At 43.0% G+C, this 20,853-nt stretch carries 21 protein-coding genes; 18 read left to right on the top strand and 3 right to left on the bottom strand.

The window, feature by feature from the left end; translation table 11 throughout:
* Positions 1-15: 15 nt before the first annotated feature.
* The 4 genes from ADH27_RS05810 (at position 16) to recG (ending at position 4,723) form a co-directional block, all read left to right on the top strand.
* Positions 16-1,047 (top strand): 3-deoxy-7-phosphoheptulonate synthase, encoded by a 1,032-nt coding sequence (locus ADH27_RS05810; RefSeq protein WP_048716451.1) that lies wholly within the window; start codon positions 16-18, stop codon positions 1,045-1,047.
* Between the two features lie 83 nt (positions 1,048-1,130).
* Entirely contained in the window at positions 1,131-1,493 is a 363-nt protein-coding gene (gene acpS / locus ADH27_RS05815) for a holo-ACP synthase (protein ID WP_048716453.1), read from the top strand.
* On the top strand, positions 1,483-2,610 hold the full coding sequence (alr, locus tag ADH27_RS05820; protein WP_048716456.1) for an alanine racemase: 1,128 nt from the start codon (positions 1,483-1,485) through the stop codon (positions 2,608-2,610). The genes acpS and alr overlap by 11 nt, the downstream gene beginning before the upstream one ends.
* 97 nt (positions 2,611-2,707) lie before the next feature.
* Positions 2,708-4,723, top strand: a complete 2,016-nt coding sequence (recG, locus tag ADH27_RS05825; RefSeq protein ID WP_048716459.1) for an ATP-dependent DNA helicase RecG — start codon at positions 2,708-2,710, stop codon at positions 4,721-4,723.
* Positions 4,724-5,082: 359 nt separating this feature from the next.
* On the opposite strand, the gene ADH27_RS05830 is transcribed toward recG, so the two are convergent.
* Positions 5,083-6,045 carry an asparaginase gene (locus tag ADH27_RS05830; RefSeq protein WP_048716462.1) on the bottom strand — a complete coding sequence of 321 codons (963 nt, stop codon included), beginning with the start codon at positions 6,043-6,045 and terminating at the stop codon, positions 5,083-5,085.
* Positions 6,046-6,109: 64 nt separating this feature from the next.
* On the opposite strand from ADH27_RS05830, the gene ADH27_RS05835 reads away from it, so the two are divergent.
* On the top strand, positions 6,110-7,522 hold the full coding sequence (locus ADH27_RS05835) for a Cof-type HAD-IIB family hydrolase (RefSeq protein WP_048716465.1): 1,413 nt from the start codon (positions 6,110-6,112) through the stop codon (positions 7,520-7,522).
* Between the two features lie 41 nt (positions 7,523-7,563).
* Here ADH27_RS05835 and ADH27_RS05840 read toward each other — a convergent pair whose 3' ends face one another.
* Positions 7,564-8,016: a universal stress protein gene (locus ADH27_RS05840; protein ID WP_048716469.1), complete on the bottom strand. Its 453-nt coding sequence runs from the start codon at positions 8,014-8,016 to the stop codon at positions 7,564-7,566.
* Positions 8,017-8,227: 211 nt separating this feature from the next.
* Here ADH27_RS05840 and ADH27_RS05845 point away from each other — a divergent pair, with 211 nt between their 5' ends.
* The 10 genes from ADH27_RS05845 to ADH27_RS05890 all read left to right on the top strand — a co-directional run bounded on the left by ADH27_RS05845 (position 8,228) and on the right by ADH27_RS05890 (position 17,835).
* Entirely contained in the window at positions 8,228-9,442 is a 1,215-nt protein-coding gene (locus ADH27_RS05845; RefSeq protein ID WP_023024219.1) for a pyridoxal phosphate-dependent aminotransferase, read from the top strand.
* Between the two features lie 185 nt (positions 9,443-9,627).
* Entirely contained in the window at positions 9,628-10,416 is a 789-nt protein-coding gene (codY, locus tag ADH27_RS05850; protein WP_048691732.1) for a GTP-sensing pleiotropic transcriptional regulator CodY, read from the top strand.
* On the top strand, positions 10,416-10,985 hold the full coding sequence (locus ADH27_RS05855) for a cysteine hydrolase family protein (protein ID WP_048716471.1): 570 nt from the start codon (positions 10,416-10,418) through the stop codon (positions 10,983-10,985). The genes codY and ADH27_RS05855 overlap by 1 nt, the downstream gene beginning before the upstream one ends.
* Before the next feature lie 136 nt (positions 10,986-11,121).
* Positions 11,122-11,424 carry an Asp-tRNA(Asn)/Glu-tRNA(Gln) amidotransferase subunit GatC gene (gatC, locus tag ADH27_RS05860; protein WP_048716473.1) on the top strand — a complete coding sequence of 101 codons (303 nt, stop codon included), beginning with the start codon at positions 11,122-11,124 and terminating at the stop codon, positions 11,422-11,424.
* Positions 11,424-12,890 carry an Asp-tRNA(Asn)/Glu-tRNA(Gln) amidotransferase subunit GatA gene (gatA, locus tag ADH27_RS05865; RefSeq protein ID WP_048716477.1) on the top strand — a complete coding sequence of 489 codons (1,467 nt, stop codon included), beginning with the start codon at positions 11,424-11,426 and terminating at the stop codon, positions 12,888-12,890. Before gatC ends, gatA begins: the two co-directional genes overlap by 1 nt.
* A complete protein-coding gene (gene gatB, locus ADH27_RS05870; RefSeq protein ID WP_048716479.1) occupies positions 12,890-14,335 on the top strand; it encodes an Asp-tRNA(Asn)/Glu-tRNA(Gln) amidotransferase subunit GatB in 1,446 nt (481 codons plus the stop codon). Before gatA ends, gatB begins: the two co-directional genes overlap by 1 nt.
* 334 nt (positions 14,336-14,669) lie before the next feature.
* On the top strand, positions 14,670-15,311 hold the full coding sequence (locus ADH27_RS05875) for a TetR/AcrR family transcriptional regulator (RefSeq protein WP_048716482.1): 642 nt from the start codon (positions 14,670-14,672) through the stop codon (positions 15,309-15,311).
* Positions 15,308-15,688: a hypothetical protein gene (locus tag ADH27_RS05880; RefSeq protein ID WP_048716485.1), complete on the top strand. Its 381-nt coding sequence runs from the start codon at positions 15,308-15,310 to the stop codon at positions 15,686-15,688. The genes ADH27_RS05875 and ADH27_RS05880 overlap by 4 nt, the downstream gene beginning before the upstream one ends.
* 108 nt (positions 15,689-15,796) lie before the next feature.
* Complete coding sequence (locus tag ADH27_RS05885; protein ID WP_048691722.1) at positions 15,797-16,837, top strand: 2,3-butanediol dehydrogenase; 1,041 nt, start codon at positions 15,797-15,799, stop codon at positions 16,835-16,837.
* Positions 16,838-16,923: 86 nt separating this feature from the next.
* Positions 16,924-17,835, top strand: a complete 912-nt coding sequence (locus ADH27_RS05890; RefSeq protein ID WP_048691720.1) for a DMT family transporter — start codon at positions 16,924-16,926, stop codon at positions 17,833-17,835.
* A gap of 32 nt (positions 17,836-17,867) precedes the next feature.
* Here ADH27_RS05890 and ADH27_RS05895 read toward each other — a convergent pair whose 3' ends face one another.
* Positions 17,868-18,488 carry a TVP38/TMEM64 family protein gene (locus tag ADH27_RS05895; RefSeq protein WP_048691717.1) on the bottom strand — a complete coding sequence of 207 codons (621 nt, stop codon included), beginning with the start codon at positions 18,486-18,488 and terminating at the stop codon, positions 17,868-17,870.
* Between the two features lie 183 nt (positions 18,489-18,671).
* On the opposite strand from ADH27_RS05895, the gene ADH27_RS05900 reads away from it, so the two are divergent.
* The 3 genes from ADH27_RS05900 to yhbY all read left to right on the top strand — a co-directional run bounded on the left by ADH27_RS05900 (position 18,672) and on the right by yhbY (position 20,844).
* On the top strand, positions 18,672-19,199 hold the full coding sequence (locus tag ADH27_RS05900; protein ID WP_125329136.1) for a YqeG family HAD IIIA-type phosphatase: 528 nt from the start codon (positions 18,672-18,674) through the stop codon (positions 19,197-19,199).
* A gap of 2 nt (positions 19,200-19,201) precedes the next feature.
* Positions 19,202-20,308, top strand: coding sequence for a ribosome biogenesis GTPase YqeH (gene yqeH / locus ADH27_RS05905; RefSeq protein ID WP_048691712.1), 1,107 nt, complete (start codon positions 19,202-19,204; stop codon positions 20,306-20,308).
* Positions 20,309-20,532: 224 nt separating this feature from the next.
* On the top strand, positions 20,533-20,844 hold the full coding sequence (gene yhbY, locus ADH27_RS05910) for a ribosome assembly RNA-binding protein YhbY (RefSeq protein WP_006595720.1): 312 nt from the start codon (positions 20,533-20,535) through the stop codon (positions 20,842-20,844).
* The last annotated feature ends 9 nt before the right edge of the window (positions 20,845-20,853 follow it).

A 20,853-nucleotide genomic window follows, 5' to 3' on the forward strand; every position in this document is an offset into this window, starting at 1 on the left:
TGAAAGGATCAGCCTATGTCTTTTACAGCTACTAGCCCAATCATTGATGAAACAGCAGTAACCTCTCTTTATCGCTTAGAAGGTAAACATTTGGCTCGCAAAGAAGCGCGTGACCGTGAATTAGCCTCTATTTTGAAAGGGGAAGACAAGCGGATTTTGCTTGTGATGGGACCATGTTCATCAGATAATGAGGAAGCAGTGATGGAATATGCTCGTCGCCTTGCAGCCCTTCAAGAAGAAGTTAAAGATCGGGTCTTCATTGTGATGCGAGTCTACACTGCCAAACCTCGGACCAATGGAGATGGCTATAAAGGATTGATGCATCAACCGGATACCGCTTCAGAACCTAGCTTTGTAGCTGGTTTAAAGGCTGTTCGTCGCCTACATCATCGAGTGATTACCGAAACTGGTTTGACAACAGCAGACGAATTGTTGTATCCAGAGACCTACCCATTTGTTGAGGATTTACTTTCCTATGTTGCTATTGGGGCACGTTCTGTAGAAGATCAAGGCCATCGATTTGTAGCAAGTGGCATCTCAGTCCCAACTGGATTGAAAAATCCAACTTCTGGAAATCTATCGGTCATGTTTAATGCAATTTATGCTGCACAACATGGGCATCATTTCTTCTATAACGGTCGTTCTGTGGAGACAAGTGGAAATCCATTCGGACATGCTATTCTGCGTGGAGCCTTAGACGCGAATGGGAAAAATATTCCGAACTACCACTATGAAGATCTGCTAGAAGCTGCGCATCGCTACCAAGCCTTGGGCTTGCAACATCCATTTATCCTGGTTGATACCAATCATGATAATTCTGGGAAAAAATTTGCTGAGCAGATTCGCATTGTCAGAGAAACCCTTACAAATCGTAGCTGGAATCCAATTATCCATGATGTAGTCCGTGGATTTATGATTGAATCTTATCTAGAGGACGGTCGTCAAGATCAACCAGAAGTATTTGGTCAATCGATCACAGACCCATGCTTGGGTTGGGAAAAGACAGAAAGCTTAGTACGAGAAATTTATCAGTATGTAGCTGAATAAGAGGAGAGGGCTGGAGAAAACATTCTCAGCCCTTTCCTTCTTAAATAGAGTGGCTGATAGAGAATCATTAAAGAGGAAAAAATATGATTGTTGGACATGGGATAGATATCGAATCGATCCAATCCATTGAACAAGCCTACCAGAGACATCCGAGATTTGCTTCCAAGGTGTTGACAGAGACGGAGCGAAAACGGTTCGACCAATTATCTGGGAAAAGGAAAATGGAATACCTGGCAGGTCGATGGTCTGCCAAAGAAGCCTTTTCCAAGGCTTGGGGAACAGGAATTGGTCCAGTAGGATTTCAGGATCTGGAAATTCTAACCAATCAAAAAGGAGCTCCCTATTTTTCAAAAGCTCCTTTTAGTGGAAAGATTTGGGTATCGATTAGTCACTCAGGCGATTTAGTTTCGACCAGTGTCATTTTGGAGGAAAGAAATGAAAGCTAGTATACATAGACCAACGCGAGCATATGTGGATGTAGAGGCTATTGCCTATAATGTTCAACAAATACAAGCCCATATTCCGAAAGAGACCTTGACCTTTGCAGTTGTCAAGGCAAATGCATACGGCCATGGGGTTGAGCCAGTGGTAGAACGCTTATTGCCACTAGTAGATGCTTTTTGTGTCTCCAACTTAGATGAAGCCTTGGAAGTTCGCCAAGTAGCAGGTGAAAAGCCGATTTTAATTTTGGGCGTTGCACCAGTAGAACACGTTGCGATTGCCATCAAAGAGGAAATTCGTTATACAGTAGCTAGTCTCGAGTGGTTGAAAGCATTGTTGGCTGAAAAGTCTGATTTGACTGGGTTGAAGGTTCATATTAAAGTGGATTCAGGAATGGGACGAATTGGTTTTCGTTCGGCAGAAGACTTGCAGGAAGCTATGATCTTATTAAGAGACCATGGAGCAGAAGTGGAAGGGATCTTTACTCATTTTGCTACAGCTGATGAGAAAGATGACCGGCATTTCCAAGGCCAATTGCAACGATTTAAGAGCTTGTTGGAACTCTTGCCCTATACTCCGAAAATCGTTCATGCCAGCAATTCAGCAACGACTTTATGGCATGCTGATACTATTTTTAATGCTGTCCGACTGGGCGATGTCATGTATGGGCTCAATCCAAGTGGAAGAGAGTTAGAGCTTCCCTATAGTATCCGTCCTGCTTTGAGTCTGGAAACAGAATTGGTCCATATCAAACCACTAGAAGTGGGGCAGACAGTTGGCTATGGAGCGACCTATCAGACTAGTGAGGAAGAGTGGATTGGGACCATTCCAATTGGCTATGCAGATGGCTGGACCAGAGATATGCAAGGTTTTCATGTCCTTGTTGATGGGGAATTCTGTCCGATTGTCGGTCGCGTATCCATGGACCAAATCACCATTCGCCTACCGAAGGCCTACCCGATTGGGACTAAGGTAGTATTGATCGGAAGGGATGGTGATCTAGCTATAACGACAACGGATGTAGCAGTCTATCGAGGTACCATCAACTATGAGGTTGTTTGTGTCCTGAGCGATCGCGTACCAAGAGTTTATCGTCCAACAAAGGAAGACAGTGGGAAGTAAGTTGTTTGTCTTTTCCCAGCTTCCTTTTATAAAAAGTTCGAGATGAAAGAGGTTGATGACGGAGGTCCCAGCCTCCTTTCTTATCTAGGAGGAAAGAATGAACTTACACCAACCACTTTCTGTCCTGCCAGGAATTGGACCGAAATCAGCAGAGAAATACAAAAAATTGGGAATCGAAACGGTTGAGGACCTCTTGCTCTACTTCCCATTTCGGTATGAAGATTTTAAAACAAAAAATGTTTTAGACCTGGAAGATGGAGAAAAAGCAGTTGTTTCTGGAATTGTTGCCACTCCAGCTAATGTCCAGTATTATGGTTACAAGCGTAACCGGCTTCGCTTTACCATTAAACAAGGGGAGCTGGTCCTAGCAGTTAGTTTCTTTAACCAGCCCTATCTAGCGGACAAGATTGAACTAGGGCAAACAGTGGCTGTCTTTGGTAAATGGGATAAGGCCAAGGGAGCTTTGACAGGGATGAAGCTGTTAGCCCAAGTCGAAGATGACCTCCAACCGGTCTATCGCTTATCTCAAGGGGTGAGCCAGTCAGCTCTAGTAAAGGTTATCAAGACGGCTTTTGAAGCAGGTTTAGACAACTTGTTGGAAGAAAATTTACCCCAGATTTTAATGGATAAGTACCACTTGCTTTCTCGCAGACAAGCAGTCAGGGCTATGCATTTTCCCAAGGATCTTGAGGAATATAAGCAGGCCTTGAGACGAGTGAAATTTGAAGAATTGCTCTTTTTCCAATTGCAACTGCAGGTCTTGAAGGAAGAAAATCGTTCCGTCGGACAGGGAATCGTCCTGGATTGGGATAAGAAGAAGCTAAAAGATCTTCAAGCTAAGCTTCCTTTTACGTTGACAGAAGCTCAGGAGCGAAGTCTGAACGAAATTCTAGCAGATATGCGCTCTCCTTACCACATGAATCGTCTCTTGCAAGGAGATGTCGGAAGCGGGAAGACCGTCGTTGCTGGACTGGCCATGTATGCTGCTGTAACTGCTGGCAAGCAAGCAGCCTTGATGGTCCCAACTGAAATCCTAGCTGAGCAACATTTACAAAGTTTGACCTCTCTCTTTCCTAGTCTTAGAATTCTTCTTTTAACAGGCAGTCTAAAAGCTGTGGAGAGAAGAGAACGCTTGGAATTGATTCAGACAGGGCAAGTGGACCTTATTGTGGGAACTCATGCCTTGATTCAGGAGGGGGTTCATTTTCATGATCTCGGATTGGTCATTATTGATGAGCAGCACCGTTTCGGCGTGGCCCAAAGACGGATCCTGCGTGAAAAGGGCCAAAATCCGGATGTCTTGATGATGACAGCGACCCCAATTCCCCGGACTCTAGCAATCACTGCTTTTGGAGATATGGATGTTTCGATTATCGACCAAATGCCAGCAGGTCGAAAAGAGATTATCACCCGCTGGGTCAAGCATCAACAGTTAAATTTAGTCTTGGATTGGCTGGTCAAAGAAATCCAAAAAGGTTCCCAAGCCTACGTTATTTCACCCTTGATTGAAGAATCTGAAGCCTTGGACCTCAAAAATGCTATTGCCTTAGAGGGAGAATTGATTGCTTATTTTGGAGACCGAGCCCGTATTGCTCTCCTTCATGGTAAGATGAAGGGGGAAGAAAAAGAGGCCATTATGCAGGCCTTTAAGCAGGGAGGAATTGACTTACTAGTTTCTACAACTGTAATCGAGGTCGGCGTCAATGTTCCCAATGCTACCGTCATGATTATTATGGATGCAGACCGCTTTGGTTTGAGCCAATTGCACCAGTTGAGAGGTCGGGTAGGGCGTGGTGATAAGCAGTCTTACGCAGTATTAGTTGCCAATCCCAAAACAGAATCTGGTAAGCGTCGGATGAAAATCATGACCGAAACCACCAATGGGTTTGTCTTGGCAGAAGAAGACCTCAAGCTACGAGGCTCTGGGGAAATCTTTGGAACGCGTCAATCAGGTATACCAGAATTTCAAGTAGCCAACCTCATTGAAGATTATCCGATTTTAGAGGAAGCGCGAAAGGTAGCTGTTCAGGTGGTCACGACTCCTAATTGGCGTGAACACTCAGACTGGCACTGTCTGTCTCTGCATTTGGAGCAGAAAGAACACCTGGATTAAGAAGGAATAAGAAAGAGACTGGGACAAAAGTCCAAGCCTCTCAATTGTCTTTGGATTATCGAGCAAGACGCAGTGGTTGAGTGGGCTCTACTTCGCTGATTTTATCAGCTTTTACACCCCTACTCAACTGTGCGGAGGTGGGACGACGAAATCGAATTCTAACGAATTACCGATTTCTGTCCCACTCTCTTTTTATCTTATTTTAAGTTAGTGGACCTATAATCGTAAAAAATAGAAAAGAGGTCTTAGCTGTGCGAACCATGTTAAAATTCATCTTGTCAATCATTATCTCAGTCCATCAGAGCTATTTTTAAATACAAAAGGCGGATGTATCCATCATCGTGCCTTCTATCTATATTTTAACCTTCTATATAGTCTCTCAATTCATCGCCTTTTAATCCGGCATTGAGAGCAATCAATAGTTTCAGCCGGGCCTTAGCTGCATTGAGCTCTTTGACAAAGAAGATGCCGTGCTCGTGAAGGTTGACTCCGCCCCCATCGTAAGCATAGACAGGTTCCGCAATTCCATTGAAGCAACGGGACACCAAGGCAATAGGAAGGCCAGCCTCTTGAAATTCAAAGAGTTTCTCAGCCACTTCCTTTGGAAGATTCCCAGCTCCAAAGGCTTCAATGATCAAACCATCCATTTGCTGGACATCTAGTAGGTCAAGGACTTCTGTTTTCATGCCAGCATAGGCTGAAATGATGGGGACAACTCCCTTGATTTCTTGCAAATCAAAACGCACACGGGGTTCTGCTGTTTTGAAGAAAAGAACTTCTTTTTTCATGACCAAGCCTAGAGGGCCATGTGTGGGGGTCTGGAAGGTGCTGACATTGGTGGTATGTGTTTTGGTCACGTACTTGGCTGCATGGACTTCATCATTCATCACGACCAAGACACCCTTGTCTTGTGATTTGGGATCTGCTGCAACTCGGATGGCAGTCAGATAGTTATAGACGCCGTCGCTTCCTAATTCATTGGAGCTTCTCATGGCTCCTGTTAAGACTACTGAAATAGTTGGCAAGTCCATGGTATCTAAGAAGTAGGCTGTTTCTTCAAGAGTATCGGTACCATGGGTAATGACAATCCCATCATACTGGGAAGCCTCTTTCTGAATCTTATGATAGAGTTGTAACATGTGCTGAGGAGTTACATGAGGGCTGGGTAAATTTAAAAAATCTTCTGAAGTAAGCTCAACCCCTGCCAGTGACAGATCAATATGGTTCATGGGGTTGGATGAATTGGTCACGACAGCTCCAGAGTCATCCGCCTGCATGGAGATGGTCCCTCCTGTATGAAGGGCCAAAATTTTCTTAATCATGTGTGTCTCCTTGGAATGTGTGTTATAATTTATTGTATCATAAAACGGAAAGAAAGCAGTCATCATGGAAATAAAAGCGGTCTTTTTTGACATTGACGGAACCTTGGTCAATGATAGTCGAATGGTCTTGAAGTCAACTGAAAAAGCCATTCGCGCCTTAAAGGAACAAGGAATTTTTGTTGGTTTGGCAACAGGGCGAGGACCCTTCTTTGTCCGTCCTTTTATCGAGCGCTATGACTTTGATTTTGCGGTCACCTATAATGGTCAGTATATTTTTACCAAGGACAAGGTCTTATCTGCTTCTCCAATTGATAAGAAGAATCTGCATGACTTGATTGACTACGCAAAAAACCATCGCATTGAGATCGCCTTAGGAACAGAAGATGGAGTTGAAGGCTCTCGCATTATGAGTTTTGGTCTGAGCCCTGTTTCTCAATGGTCTGCTCGTTTTGTACCAAAAGGCTTTTCGAAGGCAGTTAGTCAAGGTTTTAACAAAATAGTCAGCAAGGCTGTCCCTCAGGATCAAAAGCAACTGCAACAAATTGCCCAGGGACCAGTTTATCAGGTTCTCTTATTAGCTAGTCCTAAAGACACTCAAAAAGTTGAGCAAGCTTTTCCTGAATTAAAATTTACTCGTTCCAGCCCCTTTGCGGCGGACGTTATCAATCCAGACAACTCAAAATTGGAAGGGATTCGGATCGTAGGAGAAGAATTTGGATTTTCAATGGACCAGGTGATGGCCTTTGGAGATTCAGATAATGACTTGGAAATGCTCTCGGGTGTTGGCTTATCGATTGCGATGGGCAATGGAACCAGCAGGGTCAAAGAAGTAGCTCAGCATACGACGACCAGTAATACCAAAGACGGGATCCAAAAAGCGCTGGAACATTTTGGCATTATCACGGATCAGTCACTGTTTGTTAGTCGCGACGATCACTTTAATAAGGTCAAAGCCTTCCATCAACTCATGGATGGTCAAACTCAGGAAGAACCAAAGGCCTGGGACAATCAAGAGGCTCTTTACCGAACCATGTTTAAGCAGGAGGAATTGGTTGAATTTATTCGAGCAGCGAGCAAGGATGAAACAACCTTTGATCGTTCAATCGAAAGCTTGCATCAAGCCCTAGATGAGGCAGCCAATAAAGTTCGTAGCAAACATCCAGCTGAGATCTCCATGGTGGGGCAGGTCGATGCCTTGATTGATACCTTGTATCTGACTTATGGTAGTTTTGTTCTAATGGGGGTCGATCCTGAAGAGGTCTTTGAGATTGTACACCGCGCAAACATGGGGAAGATTTTCCCAGATGGTCAGGCTCACTTTGATGAAGTCACGCATAAAATTTTAAAACCGGACGACTGGGAAGAAAAGTATGCCCCTGAGCCAGCCATTCAAAAAGAGTTGGAACGGCAAATCAAAGCTTATCAAAAACACTGCTCTGAAAAAACAGCAGAATCGGAAGAAAATAAAAAGGTGTGAGGAAATTCGTTTTCCTTCACACCTTTTGGTTTTTATAAAGTTTATAAGGTCTTTTCTGTCTCACGAACCACTAACAAATCGACTTTGGCATGGCGGAGGATGTATTCAGATGAAGACCCGACTAGTAAACGTTCAAAAGCATTTAGACCAGTCGCTCCAACCATGATGAGGTCAACTCCCTCTTCTTCTGGTATATCAGTCGCTAAGAGGACTTTTGGATTCCCCATTTCAATCACCGAAGCAATGTTTTGGACTCCGGCTTCTTTTGCACGTTTGATATACCCTTCTAATAGTTCATTAGCTTCTGTTTGGAATCCTTCATACACCTCAGCATCAAAACTAGAGACACTTTGTAAGGCACGTGTATCAACGACATGAGCAAGGGTAAGTTTAGATCCGTTTCGCAACGCAACATTGACCCCTTTCTCAAAAGCAAGTTCAGCTTCGCGAGATCCATCAACTGCAACCATGATGTTTTCGTATTTTTGAGACATGTTCCGTCCTCCTTTACTGCTTGAAAACGTGAAAAAAATGGAAGAACCCATTTATGTTACCTATAATTATATTTTAAACCTTTTACCATAGAAAGTAAAGGTCAAATCAGATATCTATAGGATTTCATTGAGAATGAAAGAGGTTGCTCAGTTGTACTCCAGATTAACTAGTGGTATAATGGAAGCAGTTTGATAAAGTGAGGAAAAAATCATGAAAGAATACAATAAGTCCGTCAAGCTAGAGCACGTTGCTTACGATATTCGTGGTCCAGTCTTAGAAGAAGCGATGCGCATGCGGGCCAACGGGGAGAAAATCCTTCGCTTAAATACAGGAAATCCGGCTGAATTTGGGTTCACGGCTCCCGACGAAGTCATTCATGATTTGATTATGAATGCTCGGGATAGTGAAGGGTATTCGGATTCAAAAGGAATTTTTTCTGCCCGTAAGGCCATTATGCAGTATAGCCAATTGAAAAAGATCCCGAATGTTGAGATTGATGATATCTATATCGGAAATGGTGTCAGTGAGTTGATCGTGATGTCCATGCAAGGCTTGCTGGATAATGGCGATGAAGTACTTGTGCCAATGCCAGACTATCCTCTTTGGACAGCAGCGGTCAGCCTAGCAGGTGGAAATGCAGTACACTATGTCTGTGATGAAGAGGCTGAGTGGTATCCTGATATTGATGATATCAAGTCGAAAATCACTTCAAACACCAAGGCTATCGTCGTGATTAACCCAAATAACCCGACCGGAGCTCTCTATCCAGATGAGATTTTGTTGGAAATTGTCGAAATTGCTCGTCAACATGGTTTGATTATCTTTGCAGATGAAATTTATGATCGCTTGGTCATGGATGGTGCCAAACACACAGCCATTGCTAGTCTCGCGCCAGATTTGTTCTGTGTCAGCATGAACGGTTTGTCCAAATCACACCGCATCGCGGGCTTCCGTGTGGGCTGGATGGTCTTGTCTGGACCAAAACACCACGTGAAGGGCTATATCGAAGGTTTGAATATGCTCTCCAATATGCGTCTGTGTTCAAACGTCTTGGCTCAACAAGTGGTCCAGACTTCTTTGGGAGGCTACCAGTCAGTGGACGAACTCTTGCTTCCAGGCGGTCGAATCTACGAGCAACGGAACTTTATCTACAAGGCTATCAATGATATTCCAGGACTCTCAGCTGTCAAACCAAAAGCTGGTCTCTATATCTTCCCTAAGATTGATCGTGAAATGTACCGAGTGGATGATGATGAGCAGTTTGTCTTGAATTTCTTAAAACAAGAAAAGGTTCTCTTGGTTCACGGACGTGGATTCAACTGGAAAGAGCCGGATCATTTCCGGATTGTTTACCTTCCTCGAGTAGAAGAATTGGCTCAAATTCAAGAGAAGATGACTCGTTTCTTAAAACAATACAAACGATAAGTGTAAGAGAAATCGCTAATAGGCGGTTTCTTTTTTTTGAATGAATCCAGCGAATATTTTGTTACATAAGGCTAATTTTTCTGAATTGAATAGAATTGTAGAAAAAATAAATAATTTTCAGATAATTTGATTGAAATTCCCTCACTTATATGATATACTTTAGCTGACTATATGCGAGGTTTATTATGGCTAAATTATTAGAAAAAACGAGAAAAATTACATCTATCTTGAAGCGTTCTGAAGAACAGTTGCAAGATGAAATGCCTTATAATGCAATTGCCCGTCAACTGGCTGATATCATTCATTGTAACGCTTGTATTATTAATAGCAAGGGAACTCTTCTAGGTTATTTCATGCGCTACAAAACCAATAATGACCGGGTTGAGGCTTTTTTTGACAATAAAAAATTACCTGAAGATTATGCGAAAGCGGCCAGTTTAGTCTATGATACAGAGGCGAATTTAGATGTAGATCACGATTTAAGTATCTTTCCAGTAGAGACAAAGTCTGATTTTCCTGATGGGTTGACAACGATTGCTCCCATCCATGTATCTGGGATTCGTTTGGGGTCTTTGATTATTTGGCGCAATGATAAGGAATTTGCGGATGATGATTTGATTTTGGTTGAGATTGCTAGTACCGTAGTTGGAATTCAAATGTTGAACTTCCAACGAGAGGAAGATGAGAAAAATATTCGTCGCCGGACTGCGGTCAATATGGCTGTCAATACCTTGTCCTATTCAGAATTGCGGGCAGTTTCCGCTATCCTTAGTGAATTGAAGGGAAATGAAGGGCAGTTAACTGCTTCCGTGATTGCGGATCGGATTGGTATTACCCGCTCTGTGATTGTCAATGCACTGCGGAAACTGGAGTCAGCCGGTATTATTGAAAGCCGCTCTCTTGGGATGAAGGGAACCTACCTCAAAGTCTTGATCCCAGATATTTTTGAAGAAATAAAGAAAAGAGACTACTAATGACTAAAGCGTTAATTTCGATTGACTACACCGTTGATTTTGTAGCGGATGAAGGTAAGCTAACGGCAGGAGCTCCTGCACAAGCTATTTCTGAGAGCATTGCCCAGGTGACCCAGCTAGCCTTTGACCAAGGGGCCTATGTCTTTTTTGCGATTGATGCTCATGAAGTAGACGATCCCTTTCATCCAGAAAGCAAGCTCTTCCCACCTCATAATATCATTGGGACTAGTGGACGGGATTTGTATGGTCCCTTAGCTGATTTTTATCGGGAGCACAAAGCGGATCCGCGTGTTTTTTGGATGGACAAGCGTCATTATTCTGCTTTTTCAGGAACTGACTTGGATATCCGCCTCCGAGAACGTGGCGTAGATACGGTTATTTTGACGGGAGTCTTAACGGACATTTGTGTCCTTCATACAGCAGTAGATGCCTATAATCTGGGCTATCAGATTGAAGTGGTCGCGCCTGCAGTGGCGTCGCTCACTCCTGAAAATCACCAGTTTGCTTTAAATCATTTCAAACATGTTTTGGGAGCAAAAGTGGTGAATGAACAATTAGAAGAATTGTAAGATTAGAGTTCGAGGAGAATGGCCTAATGCCTAGCCTTCCTCGGACTCTATTTTCTTGCCAAACTACCGCATAAATACTAAAAATATGGTAAAATAGAGGGTATTGAAAAATCATCATTTCACGAAAGGAAGCAAGATGAAAATTACGCAAGAAGAGGTAACCCACGTTGCCAATCTTTCAAAATTGAAATTCTCTCCAGAAGAGACAGCTGAGTTTGCGACAACCTTGTCTAAAATTGTCGACATGGTGGAATTGTTGGAAGAAGTGGACACAACCGGTGTGGCTCCAACAACAACCATGGCGGATCGTAAGACCGTATTGCGTCCGGATGTTGCTGAAAAAGGGACAAACCGTGACCGCTTGTTTAAAAATGTACCTGAAAAAGATAATTACTACATCAAGGTACCAGCTATCCTAGAAGATGGAGGAGATGCCTAATGTCATTCAACCATAAAACCATTGAAGAGTTGCACGACCTCCTTGTCTCTAAGGAAATTTCAGCAACCGAATTGACCCAAGCGACGCTTGATGATATCAAGGCGCGTGAAGAAGCAATCAATGCCTTTGTAACGGTGGCCGAAGAAGCTGCCCTTGCACAAGCCAAGGCTATTGATGAAAAAGGAATCGATGCAGACAACCTCCTATCAGGGATTCCGATTGCGGTCAAAGACAATATCTCAACAGATGGTATCTTGACGACTGCTGCATCAAAAATGCTCTATAACTACGAGCCAATCTTTGATGCGACAGCTGTTGCCAATGCCAAAGCTAAAGATATGATTGTCATCGGGAAGACCAACATGGATGAATTTGCCATGGGTGGATCTGGTGAAACTTCATATTATGGACCAACCAAGAATGCATGGGACCACAGCAAGGTGCCTGGTGGATCTTCTAGTGGTTCAGCAGCTGCTGTAGCTTCAGGTCAAGTCCGTTTGTCCCTTGGTTCAGATACTGGTGGTTCTATCCGCCAACCAGCTGCCTTCAACGGGATTGTTGGTCTCAAACCAACTTATGGAACAGTTTCACGTTTTGGTCTCATTGCCTTTGGTAGCTCACTCGACCAAATTGGACCATTTGCACCAACGGTCAAGGAAAATGCCCTCTTGCTCAATGTCATTGCCAGCGAAGATGCCAAGGATTCGACATCTGCCCCTGTACGTGTAGCAGACTTTACTTCTAAGATTGGTCAAGACATCAAAGGCATGAAGATTGCCCTTCCTAAGGAATACCTTGGGGAAGGGATTGACCCAGAAGTCAAAGAAACCATCCTCAATGCGGCTAAACACTTTGAAAAATTGGGAGCAACTGTCGAAGAAGTCAGCTTGCCTCATTCTAAATACGGGGTTGCCGTTTACTACATCATCGCTTCATCTGAAGCTTCTTCAAACTTGCAACGTTTCGACGGTATTCGCTATGGTTTCCGTGCAGAAGATGCTAAAAACTTGGATGACATCTACGTGAATACTCGTAGTCAAGGCTTTGGTGACGAAGTCAAACGTCGGATCATGCTTGGTACCTTTAGTTTGTCATCTGGTTACTACGATGCCTACTACAAGAAAGCTGGCCAAGTTCGTACCCTCATTATCCAAGACTTCGAAAAAGTCTTTGCAGATTATGACCTTATCCTTGGTCCAACCGCTCCAAGTGTAGCCTTTGATTTGGATTCGCTCAACCACGACCCGGTTGCCATGTACTTGGCTGACCTCTTGACCATTCCAGTTAACTTGGCAGGTCTTCCAGGGATTTCGATTCCTGCAGGTTTTGCGCAAGGTCTTCCAGTTGGTTTGCAGTTGATTGGTCCCAAGTATTCTGAAGAAACCATCTACCAAGCTGCAGCGGCCTTTGAAGCAACGACGGATTACCACAAGCAACAACCCCTTATTTTCGGAGGTGACAATTAATGAACTTTGAAACAGTCATCGGACTTGAAGTCCACGTTGAATTGAATACAAACTCAAAAATTTTCTCACCAACCTCTGCTCACTTTGGGAACGAGCAAAATGCCAATACTAATGTGATTGACTGGTCTTTCCCAGGGGTGCTTCCTGTCTTGAATAAGGGTGTTGTGGACGCTGGGATCAAGGCTGCTTTGGCGCTGAATATGGATATCCACCAGCACATGCACTTTGACCGTAAGAACTATTTTTACCCTGATAATCCAAAGGCCTATCAAATTTCGCAATTTGACGAGCCAATCGGATACAACGGTTGGATTGAAGTGCAATTGGAAGACGGCTCAACTAAGAAAATCGGGATTGAACGGGCTCACTTGGAAGAAGATGCCGGTAAGAACACCCACGGAACGGATGGCTTCTCTTATGTGGATCTCAACCGTCAAGGGGTGCCATTGATCGAAATCGTATCTGAAGCAGACATGCGTTCTCCTGAAGAAGCCTATGCTTATTTGACAGCCCTCAAAGAAGTCATCCAGTACACTGGCATTTCAGACGTCAAGATGGAAGAAGGATCGATGCGGGTTGATGCCAACATTTCCCTTCGCCCATACGGTCAAGAGGAATTTGGTACCAAGACGGAGTTGAAAAACTTGAACTCTTTCTCAAACGTCCGTAAAGGTCTTGAATACGAAGTTGAGCGCCAAGCGAAAATCTTGCGTTCAGGCGGGATTATTCGTCAAGAAACACGCCGTTATGATGAAGCCAATAAGAGCACGATCCTTATGCGTGTCAAAGAAGGAGCTGCGGATTACCGTTACTTCCCAGAACCAGACCTACCTCTCTTTGAAATCTCAGATGAGTGGATCGAGGAAATGCGTACGGAGTTGCCAGAGTTTCCAAAAGACCGTCGTGCTCGATATGTGGCAGAGCTTGGCTTGTCTGACTATGATGCCAACCAATTGACAGCGACGAAAGTCACTTCTGACTTCTTTGAAGCAGCTGTAGCCCTTGGTGGCGATGCCAAACAAGTGTCTAACTGGCTCCAAGGGGAAGTCGCACAATTCTTGAATGCAGAAGGCAAAACGCTGGAAGAAATCCAATTGACACCAGAAAATTTGGTCGAAATGATTGCCATCATCGAAGATGGAACCATTTCTTCTAAGATTGCCAAGAAAGTCTTTGTTCACTTGGCGAAAAACGGTGGCGGTGCGCGTGAATACGTTGAAAAAGCTGGTTTGGTACAGATTTCAGATCCTGAAGTCTTGATTCCAATCATCCACCAAGTCTTTGCAGACAATGAAGCAGCCGTAGCTGACTTCAAATCAGGGAAGCGGAATGCGGACAAGGCCTTCACAGGCTTCCTTATGAAAGCAACCAAAGGCCAAGCCAACCCACAAGTAGCTCTTAAACTACTTGCCCAAGAATTGGCTAAGTTGAGAGATAGTGAATAATAATAACAGGCCCCAAAGGTATCTTTCAGATTCATGACAAAGACATCTTAGAAACTTTCCTTAGGTGAGTACGGACGTCAGCGAACTTCGAAGAAGTTCCATGACTAATTATTGAGCCTAGGGTCTCAATAATTCCGAGTGCTAGAAACAATCGTGTTTTTAGCACTTTTCTCACAGCGGAAAGTTTCAATATATGTTTACATTCTAACAGGCACCTTTTAGTGTCTGTTTTTACTTTTTTAAAAGAAATAAAAAATGGATTTTAATTGACAAAGTCTTCTGGATTTAATACAATAAAAAACAAACTGGTGGTCTGTTTTTGGAGGAGAATTACTTGAAACAAGAAATGAAATCAAAAAGAAGTAAAGATCAAATTATTCAAGCAGCCTTGTCCTTGTTTTCAAATAAAGGCTATAAAGAAACAACGATGGCTAATTTAGTAACAGTGACAGGATTGTCAAAAGGGGCTGTTTACCATCACTTTAAAAGTAAAGAAGAGATTCTACAGCTCTTAATGGAGAAAGAAACGAACTCCCTCTCAACTTTTCTAGAAGAATTGTCAAAAAACGAAGGAGTTTCATCAACAGATCGTCTATTACAATTAGTTGATTATTTAATAGGCAATGAGAATATGAAACAGCTTACTGGTATAGACTGGGCACAAAAGATACCGTTTGGTTTGTTGTTTTCTTTAAAAAATACGGTAAATATTCTTTCCAAATATGTAGGAATAATCATCCATCAAGGAAATGAGAAGGGCGAATTTTCTTGTAAATATCCTTTAGAGACAGCTACAACACTATCTCTATTAATTGATGTGTGGCTTGATCCAACTATATCAGGTGAAGAAATGATATCATTCTCACAAAAATTAGACTATATTGCATATTATTTAAACAGTAGTGGTGTTCCTGTTTTAACAGAAAAAAAGTGTCAAGAGATTAATAAGTTTCTTCTTAAAGGAGGAAGAAGATGAATCGGTTGTTAAGATTCTTATTTATTTTACTTATCACCGCCATGTCTGGAGCGATTATCTTCCAGCTATTCTTTCCATCTTATATGGGAAGTCATTCAGGATATGGTGTTTCTATCGGTTGGCAACGGGAGATTGGGATTTGGAATGTGGCAGTTCTTGTGATTCTCATTGCTGTTAATCTCAAATATGATTGGTTTTATCTTCGTACGGTTTTATTGGCCTTGATTGTTGGTGGCATTGGAATTGGGACCAATCATTTATTTGCTTATCTCAACTATCATTTGCCAGTAAATGCTATTGGAGCTTTTGAAAATTATCTTCTTGTTCTGGGCTGGATTGTCGGTTGGAAACTAGAGTCATCTCGGGCCGATAATTAAGATATTAACCGTCTGTTTCTTCTTGACAAAGTTTGTGAAAGGGTTTACAATATGGTTATCGGGTTTCCTGAAAGGGAATTGCAATTCATGGAAAAATAGGAGAATCATATGGAAACAATGAAAGCTGCCCGCTGGCATGGTAAGAAGGACGTTCGTATCGAAGAAGTAGAAGTCCCTAAAGTACAACCTCATCAAGTAAAGGTTGCGGTCAAATTCACAGGAATCTGTGGGACAGACTTGCATGAATACTTGGATGGACCAATTTTCATTCCAACAGAAGAGCATGTTTATTCTGGTCAAAAAGCACCCGTTACCCTCGGTCACGAGTTTGCTGGAGAAATTGTTGAGGTTGGAAGCGATGTGACTCGGGTCAAAGTCGGTGATCGTGTGACAATTGAGCCAATTTTGGCAAAACACAACTTAATTGGTGACTATAACCTTGATCCAAACTTGAACTTCGTCGGCCTTGCGGCAGATGGTGGGTTTGCTAAATACTGTGTCCTAGATGGAGATTTAGTCCATGTGATTCCAGATAGCTTGAGCTATGAGCAAGCAGCGCTTACAGAACCTGCTGCTGTAGCCGTTTATGCAGTTCGTCAATCTGCTATTAAGGCAGGAGATACAGCTGTTATCTTTGGTTTGGGGCCTATTGGTCTCTTGATCGTGGAAGCCCTTCGTGCGGCTGGTGCTTCAAAAATCTATGCGGTTGAATTGTCTGCAGAACGTCAAGCCAAAGCAGAAGAGTTGGGTGCCATTGTTGTTCGTCCAGAAGAAGGTGAATCAATCGTTGAAGCCATTCATCGTTTGACGGATGGTGGAGCGGATGTGTCTTATGAAGTAACAGGGGTTCCTGTTGTTCTTGGACAAGCTTTGGCAGCTGTCCATAAGGCTGGTGAATGTATGGTTGTTTCTATTTGGGAACGCGAAGCGAGCATCAATCCAAATGAATTCGCCATTCAAGAAAAGACCCTTAAAGGGATTATCGCTTATCGCCACATCTTCCCTAAAGTATTGGAATTGATGGAACAAGGCTACTTCTCTGCTGAAAAATTGGTTACCAAGAAAATCAAATTGGAAAACATTGTTCAAGATGGCTTTATCGAATTAACGCAAGATAAATCTCAAATCAAGATTTTGGTTGAGCCGTAAATTAGTATATTTTATGAATAAAACCAGTCCATTTGGACTGGTTTTTATGTTACAATTAGGATGTAAATAATATTTGTGGAGGCAACATGTCTACATCTTTCAAAGGAACCTTGATGACTGTGATTGCTGGAATTGCTTGGGGGCTTTCTGGTGTTAGCGGGCAATATTTGATGGCACATGGTTTTTCAGCTATAGGGTTAACTAATTTTCGTCTACTTTTTTCAGGCATTGTCCTTATTATATTATCTTACGTAGCGGATAAAGAGAAGGTATTAGCCTTTGCTAAAGATAAATCTTCCTACCTTCCCCTTCTCGTTTTTTCATTTTTAGGATTGTTACTAACTCAATTGACCTATTTAGAGGCGATTGCAGAAACCAATGCTGGGACTGCCACCGTTTTGCAGTATCTCTGTCCAGTGGGGATTTTATCCTATACCTGTATCAAGGATAGAGTAGCTCCTACTCTTGCGGAAGTAGCTTCCATGCTGTTAGCGATTGGTGGCACATTCTTAATTGCAACACACGGTCAAGTCAACCAACTGGCCATTAATCCAAAAGGTCTGGCTTGGGGAGTGGTTTCAGCCTTTGCTTATGCTCTGTATATTGTCCTTCCTCTTAATTTAATTAAAAAATGGGGAAGTATGCTGGTGATTGGAGTTGGGATGGTCATTCCAGGAATTCTGATGATTCCTTTTAGTGGTCTTCTTTCTTTTTCTGGAAACTACAGACTGGATACCTTGATGGCTTTTTTTGGTTTGGTTGTTATTGGAACGATTTTTGCCTACACAGCCTTTCTTAAAGGGACCTCTTTGGTCGGAGCTGTAAAGGGAAGCTTATTAGCCTCTATTGAGCCAATTTCGGCAGTTTTCTTTGCCTTTATCATTATGAAGGAGCATTTCTTTATGATTGACTTCTTGGGTATGGGCATGATTCTGTTAGCGGTCCTCCTGATCACTCTAAAGGACTTCATTATTCAAAAAGAAAAAGGAATTCTATAAAAAAGATGCTGGGTGTTTTCCCAACATCTTTTTTACATCATTTGCCAGAAATAGTCGATGATATAGGTGAGACCATAAGTGTAGATGACCAGAGTAATCGGTTTACAGAGAATAATAATGGTCATATAGCGCTTAAAGGTCATATTGGTTAATCCAGCTAGCATGCAGAGAAAGTCCGCTGGACTGATGGGCCAGATCATCATGAAGATAAAGAAACGATCAAACCGCTTACCTTCGTTGAGCCAGTTAATATACTTGTCGTAAGTCTTCTGGCTAACCATAGACTGGACAAATTTAGGCCCGTACATTCTTGCGAGGTGGAAGATGATGGCACAGCCAATGACGATGCCGATGTAGTTGTAGATGGTCCCAATGATGTGGCCATAGATAAAGACACCAGCGACAGATGTTAAGGCACCGGGGATAATAGGCACCACTGTTTGAAGGATCTGAAGAAAGATAAAGAGAGGTGGACCGAAGATACCTGCTTGGAGAATAAAAGCCGACAAGGTTTCCTTGGATTGGAGGATGCCAGCAAAGTAGGCCCAGATACAGAAAGCAAGGGTTGCCAGGGCCCCAATGATGGAGGACCAATTAATGATTTTTTGGAGGAGAGGGGAGACCTCCCTCAATTTTTTTTCTTTTGTTATCATAACTCTTCCGCGTATTTTTTTCTTCTACTATACCACGTTTTTGGAACTTTGTAACGTTTTTGTCTATTTTAGGGAATATCAAAGAGATAGAATGGATCCTCTTACAAAGGGGAGACAACGAAGCAAGTGCAAAATGCGTCTATTTATGCTACAATGAAGAGAATATAAAAAATGGAGAAAAACGTGTCAATCGAAAATTACAAACCAGATTTTGCGGTGGAAGCAGCCTATGATCTCACCGTTGCAGACTTGAAAAAACAAGGCATTAAGGCGGTCCTTGTGGATTTGGATAACACCTTGATTGCTTGGAATAATCCGGATGGTACTCCTGAGATGCGCCAGTGGTTGCACGACCTTCGTGATGGCGGAATTCGGGTTATCGTGGTGTCCAATAATAGCCCCAAACGGGTCAAGCGCGCTGTTGAGAAATTTGATATTGACTATGAAGCTTGGTCGCTCAAGCCCTTTACTTTTGGGATTGATCGGGCCCTTAAACGTTTCCACTATGAGAAAAATGAAGTGGTCATGGTCGGGGATCAACTGATGACGGATATCCGGGCTGCCCATCGTGCAGGCATTCGCTCGATTTTGGTCAAGCCTTTGGTTGAGCATGACTCCATCAAGACCAAGATCAACCGGGCGCGTGAACGCCGTGTCATGAAGCAAATGGCCGAAAAATATGGTCCGATTGTATACAAAAAAGGAATTTAAGAATGGAAGAATTATTCTGTATTGGCTGTGGAGCGCCCATTCAGACAGAAACCAAAGAGGGGATAGGCTATACTCCCCAATCAGCTCTTGAAAAGGGCTTGGAAATAGGCGAAGTCTATTGCCAACGCTGTTTCCGTCTACGTCACTACAATGAAATCACAGATGTGCATCTGACAGATGATGATTTCCTAAAACTCCTTCACGAAGTAGGAGATAGTGATGCTCTCGTGGTCAATGTAGTCGATATTTTTGACTTTAATGGCTCTGTCATTCCTGGCTTACCGCGCTTTGTAGCAGGTAATGATGTCCTCTTGGTCGGAAATAAAAAAGACATCTTGCCCAAGTCTGTCAAGGATAGCAAAGTGACGCATTGGTTGATGGAGCGGGCCCACGAAGAAGGCATGCGTCCTGTCGATGTGGTCCTCACCTCTGCCCAAAACAAGAGTGCCATCAAGGATTTGATGGAAAAGATTGAACAGTACCGTAAGGGTCGTGATGTCTATGTGGTGGGGGTAACCAATGTAGGGAAATCGACCCTCATCAATGCGATTATCCAGGAAATCACTGGTGACAAGGATATCATCACGACCTCTCGCTTCCCAGGAACGACACTGGACAAGATTGAAATCCCATTGGACGATGGATCCTACATCTACGATACACCGGGGATTATTCATCGCCACCAGATGGCTCACTACTTGACTGCGAAAAACCTCAAGTATGTCAGCCCTAAAAAGGAAATCAAACCCAAGACTTATCAGCTCAATCCAGAGCAGACTCTCTTCTTGGGTGGCTTGGGACGCTTTGACTTTATCAAGGGGGAAAAGCAAGGTTTTACTGCCTTCTTTGATAACGAACTCAAGCTTCATCGAACCAAGCTAGAAGGAGCGACCGCTTTTTATGACAAGCATGTTGGTGGCTTGCTAACTCCACCTAATAGCAAAGAAAAAGAAGAGTTCCCACCCTTGGTTTCTCATGAGTTTACCATCAAGGACAAGACAGACCTCGTCATCTCTGGACTCGGCTGGATCCGCGTCAATGGGGAAGCCAAAGTAGCCGTCTGGGCACCAGAAGGCGTTGCCGTCGTCACCCGCAAAGCTATTATTTAAAAAAACAGGAAAAAATATATCTAAAGAGCGAACAAAGTGAGCTCATAAAGAGATCGTTATTGCCGTGGTGTAGTTGCCAATCGTGAGATTGGCAAGGGCAAAATGGAGACCAAGGCTCCATTTTGAGGTGAGGAAATCCATTTTTCAAAGATGAGATCTTTGAAAAATTAGTTCCGGCCGTCCCCACCACTTAAAATAACGATCAAAAAAAAGGAAGTAAAAATATGACATTAACATCTAAACAACGGGCTTTCCTCAACAGCCAAGCCCACAGCCTCAAACCCATTATCCAAATCGGGAAAAACGGGCTCAATGACCAAATCAAAACCAGTGTGCGCCAAGCGCTAGATGCACGCGAACTGATCAAGGTGACCCTTCTTCAAAATACGGATGAGAATATCCATGAAGTAGCGGAAATCTTAGAAGAAGAAATCGGTGTGGATACAGTTCAAAAAATTGGACGCATCCTCATCTTATACAAACAATCAAGCAAAAAAGAAAACCGGAAGATTTCAGTCAAAGTAAAAGAAATCTAAGAGACACAG

It is taken from the genome of Streptococcus sp. 343_SSPC (assembly GCF_001072385.1).
In the GTDB taxonomy this organism is placed as follows: domain Bacteria; phylum Bacillota; class Bacilli; order Lactobacillales; family Streptococcaceae; genus Streptococcus.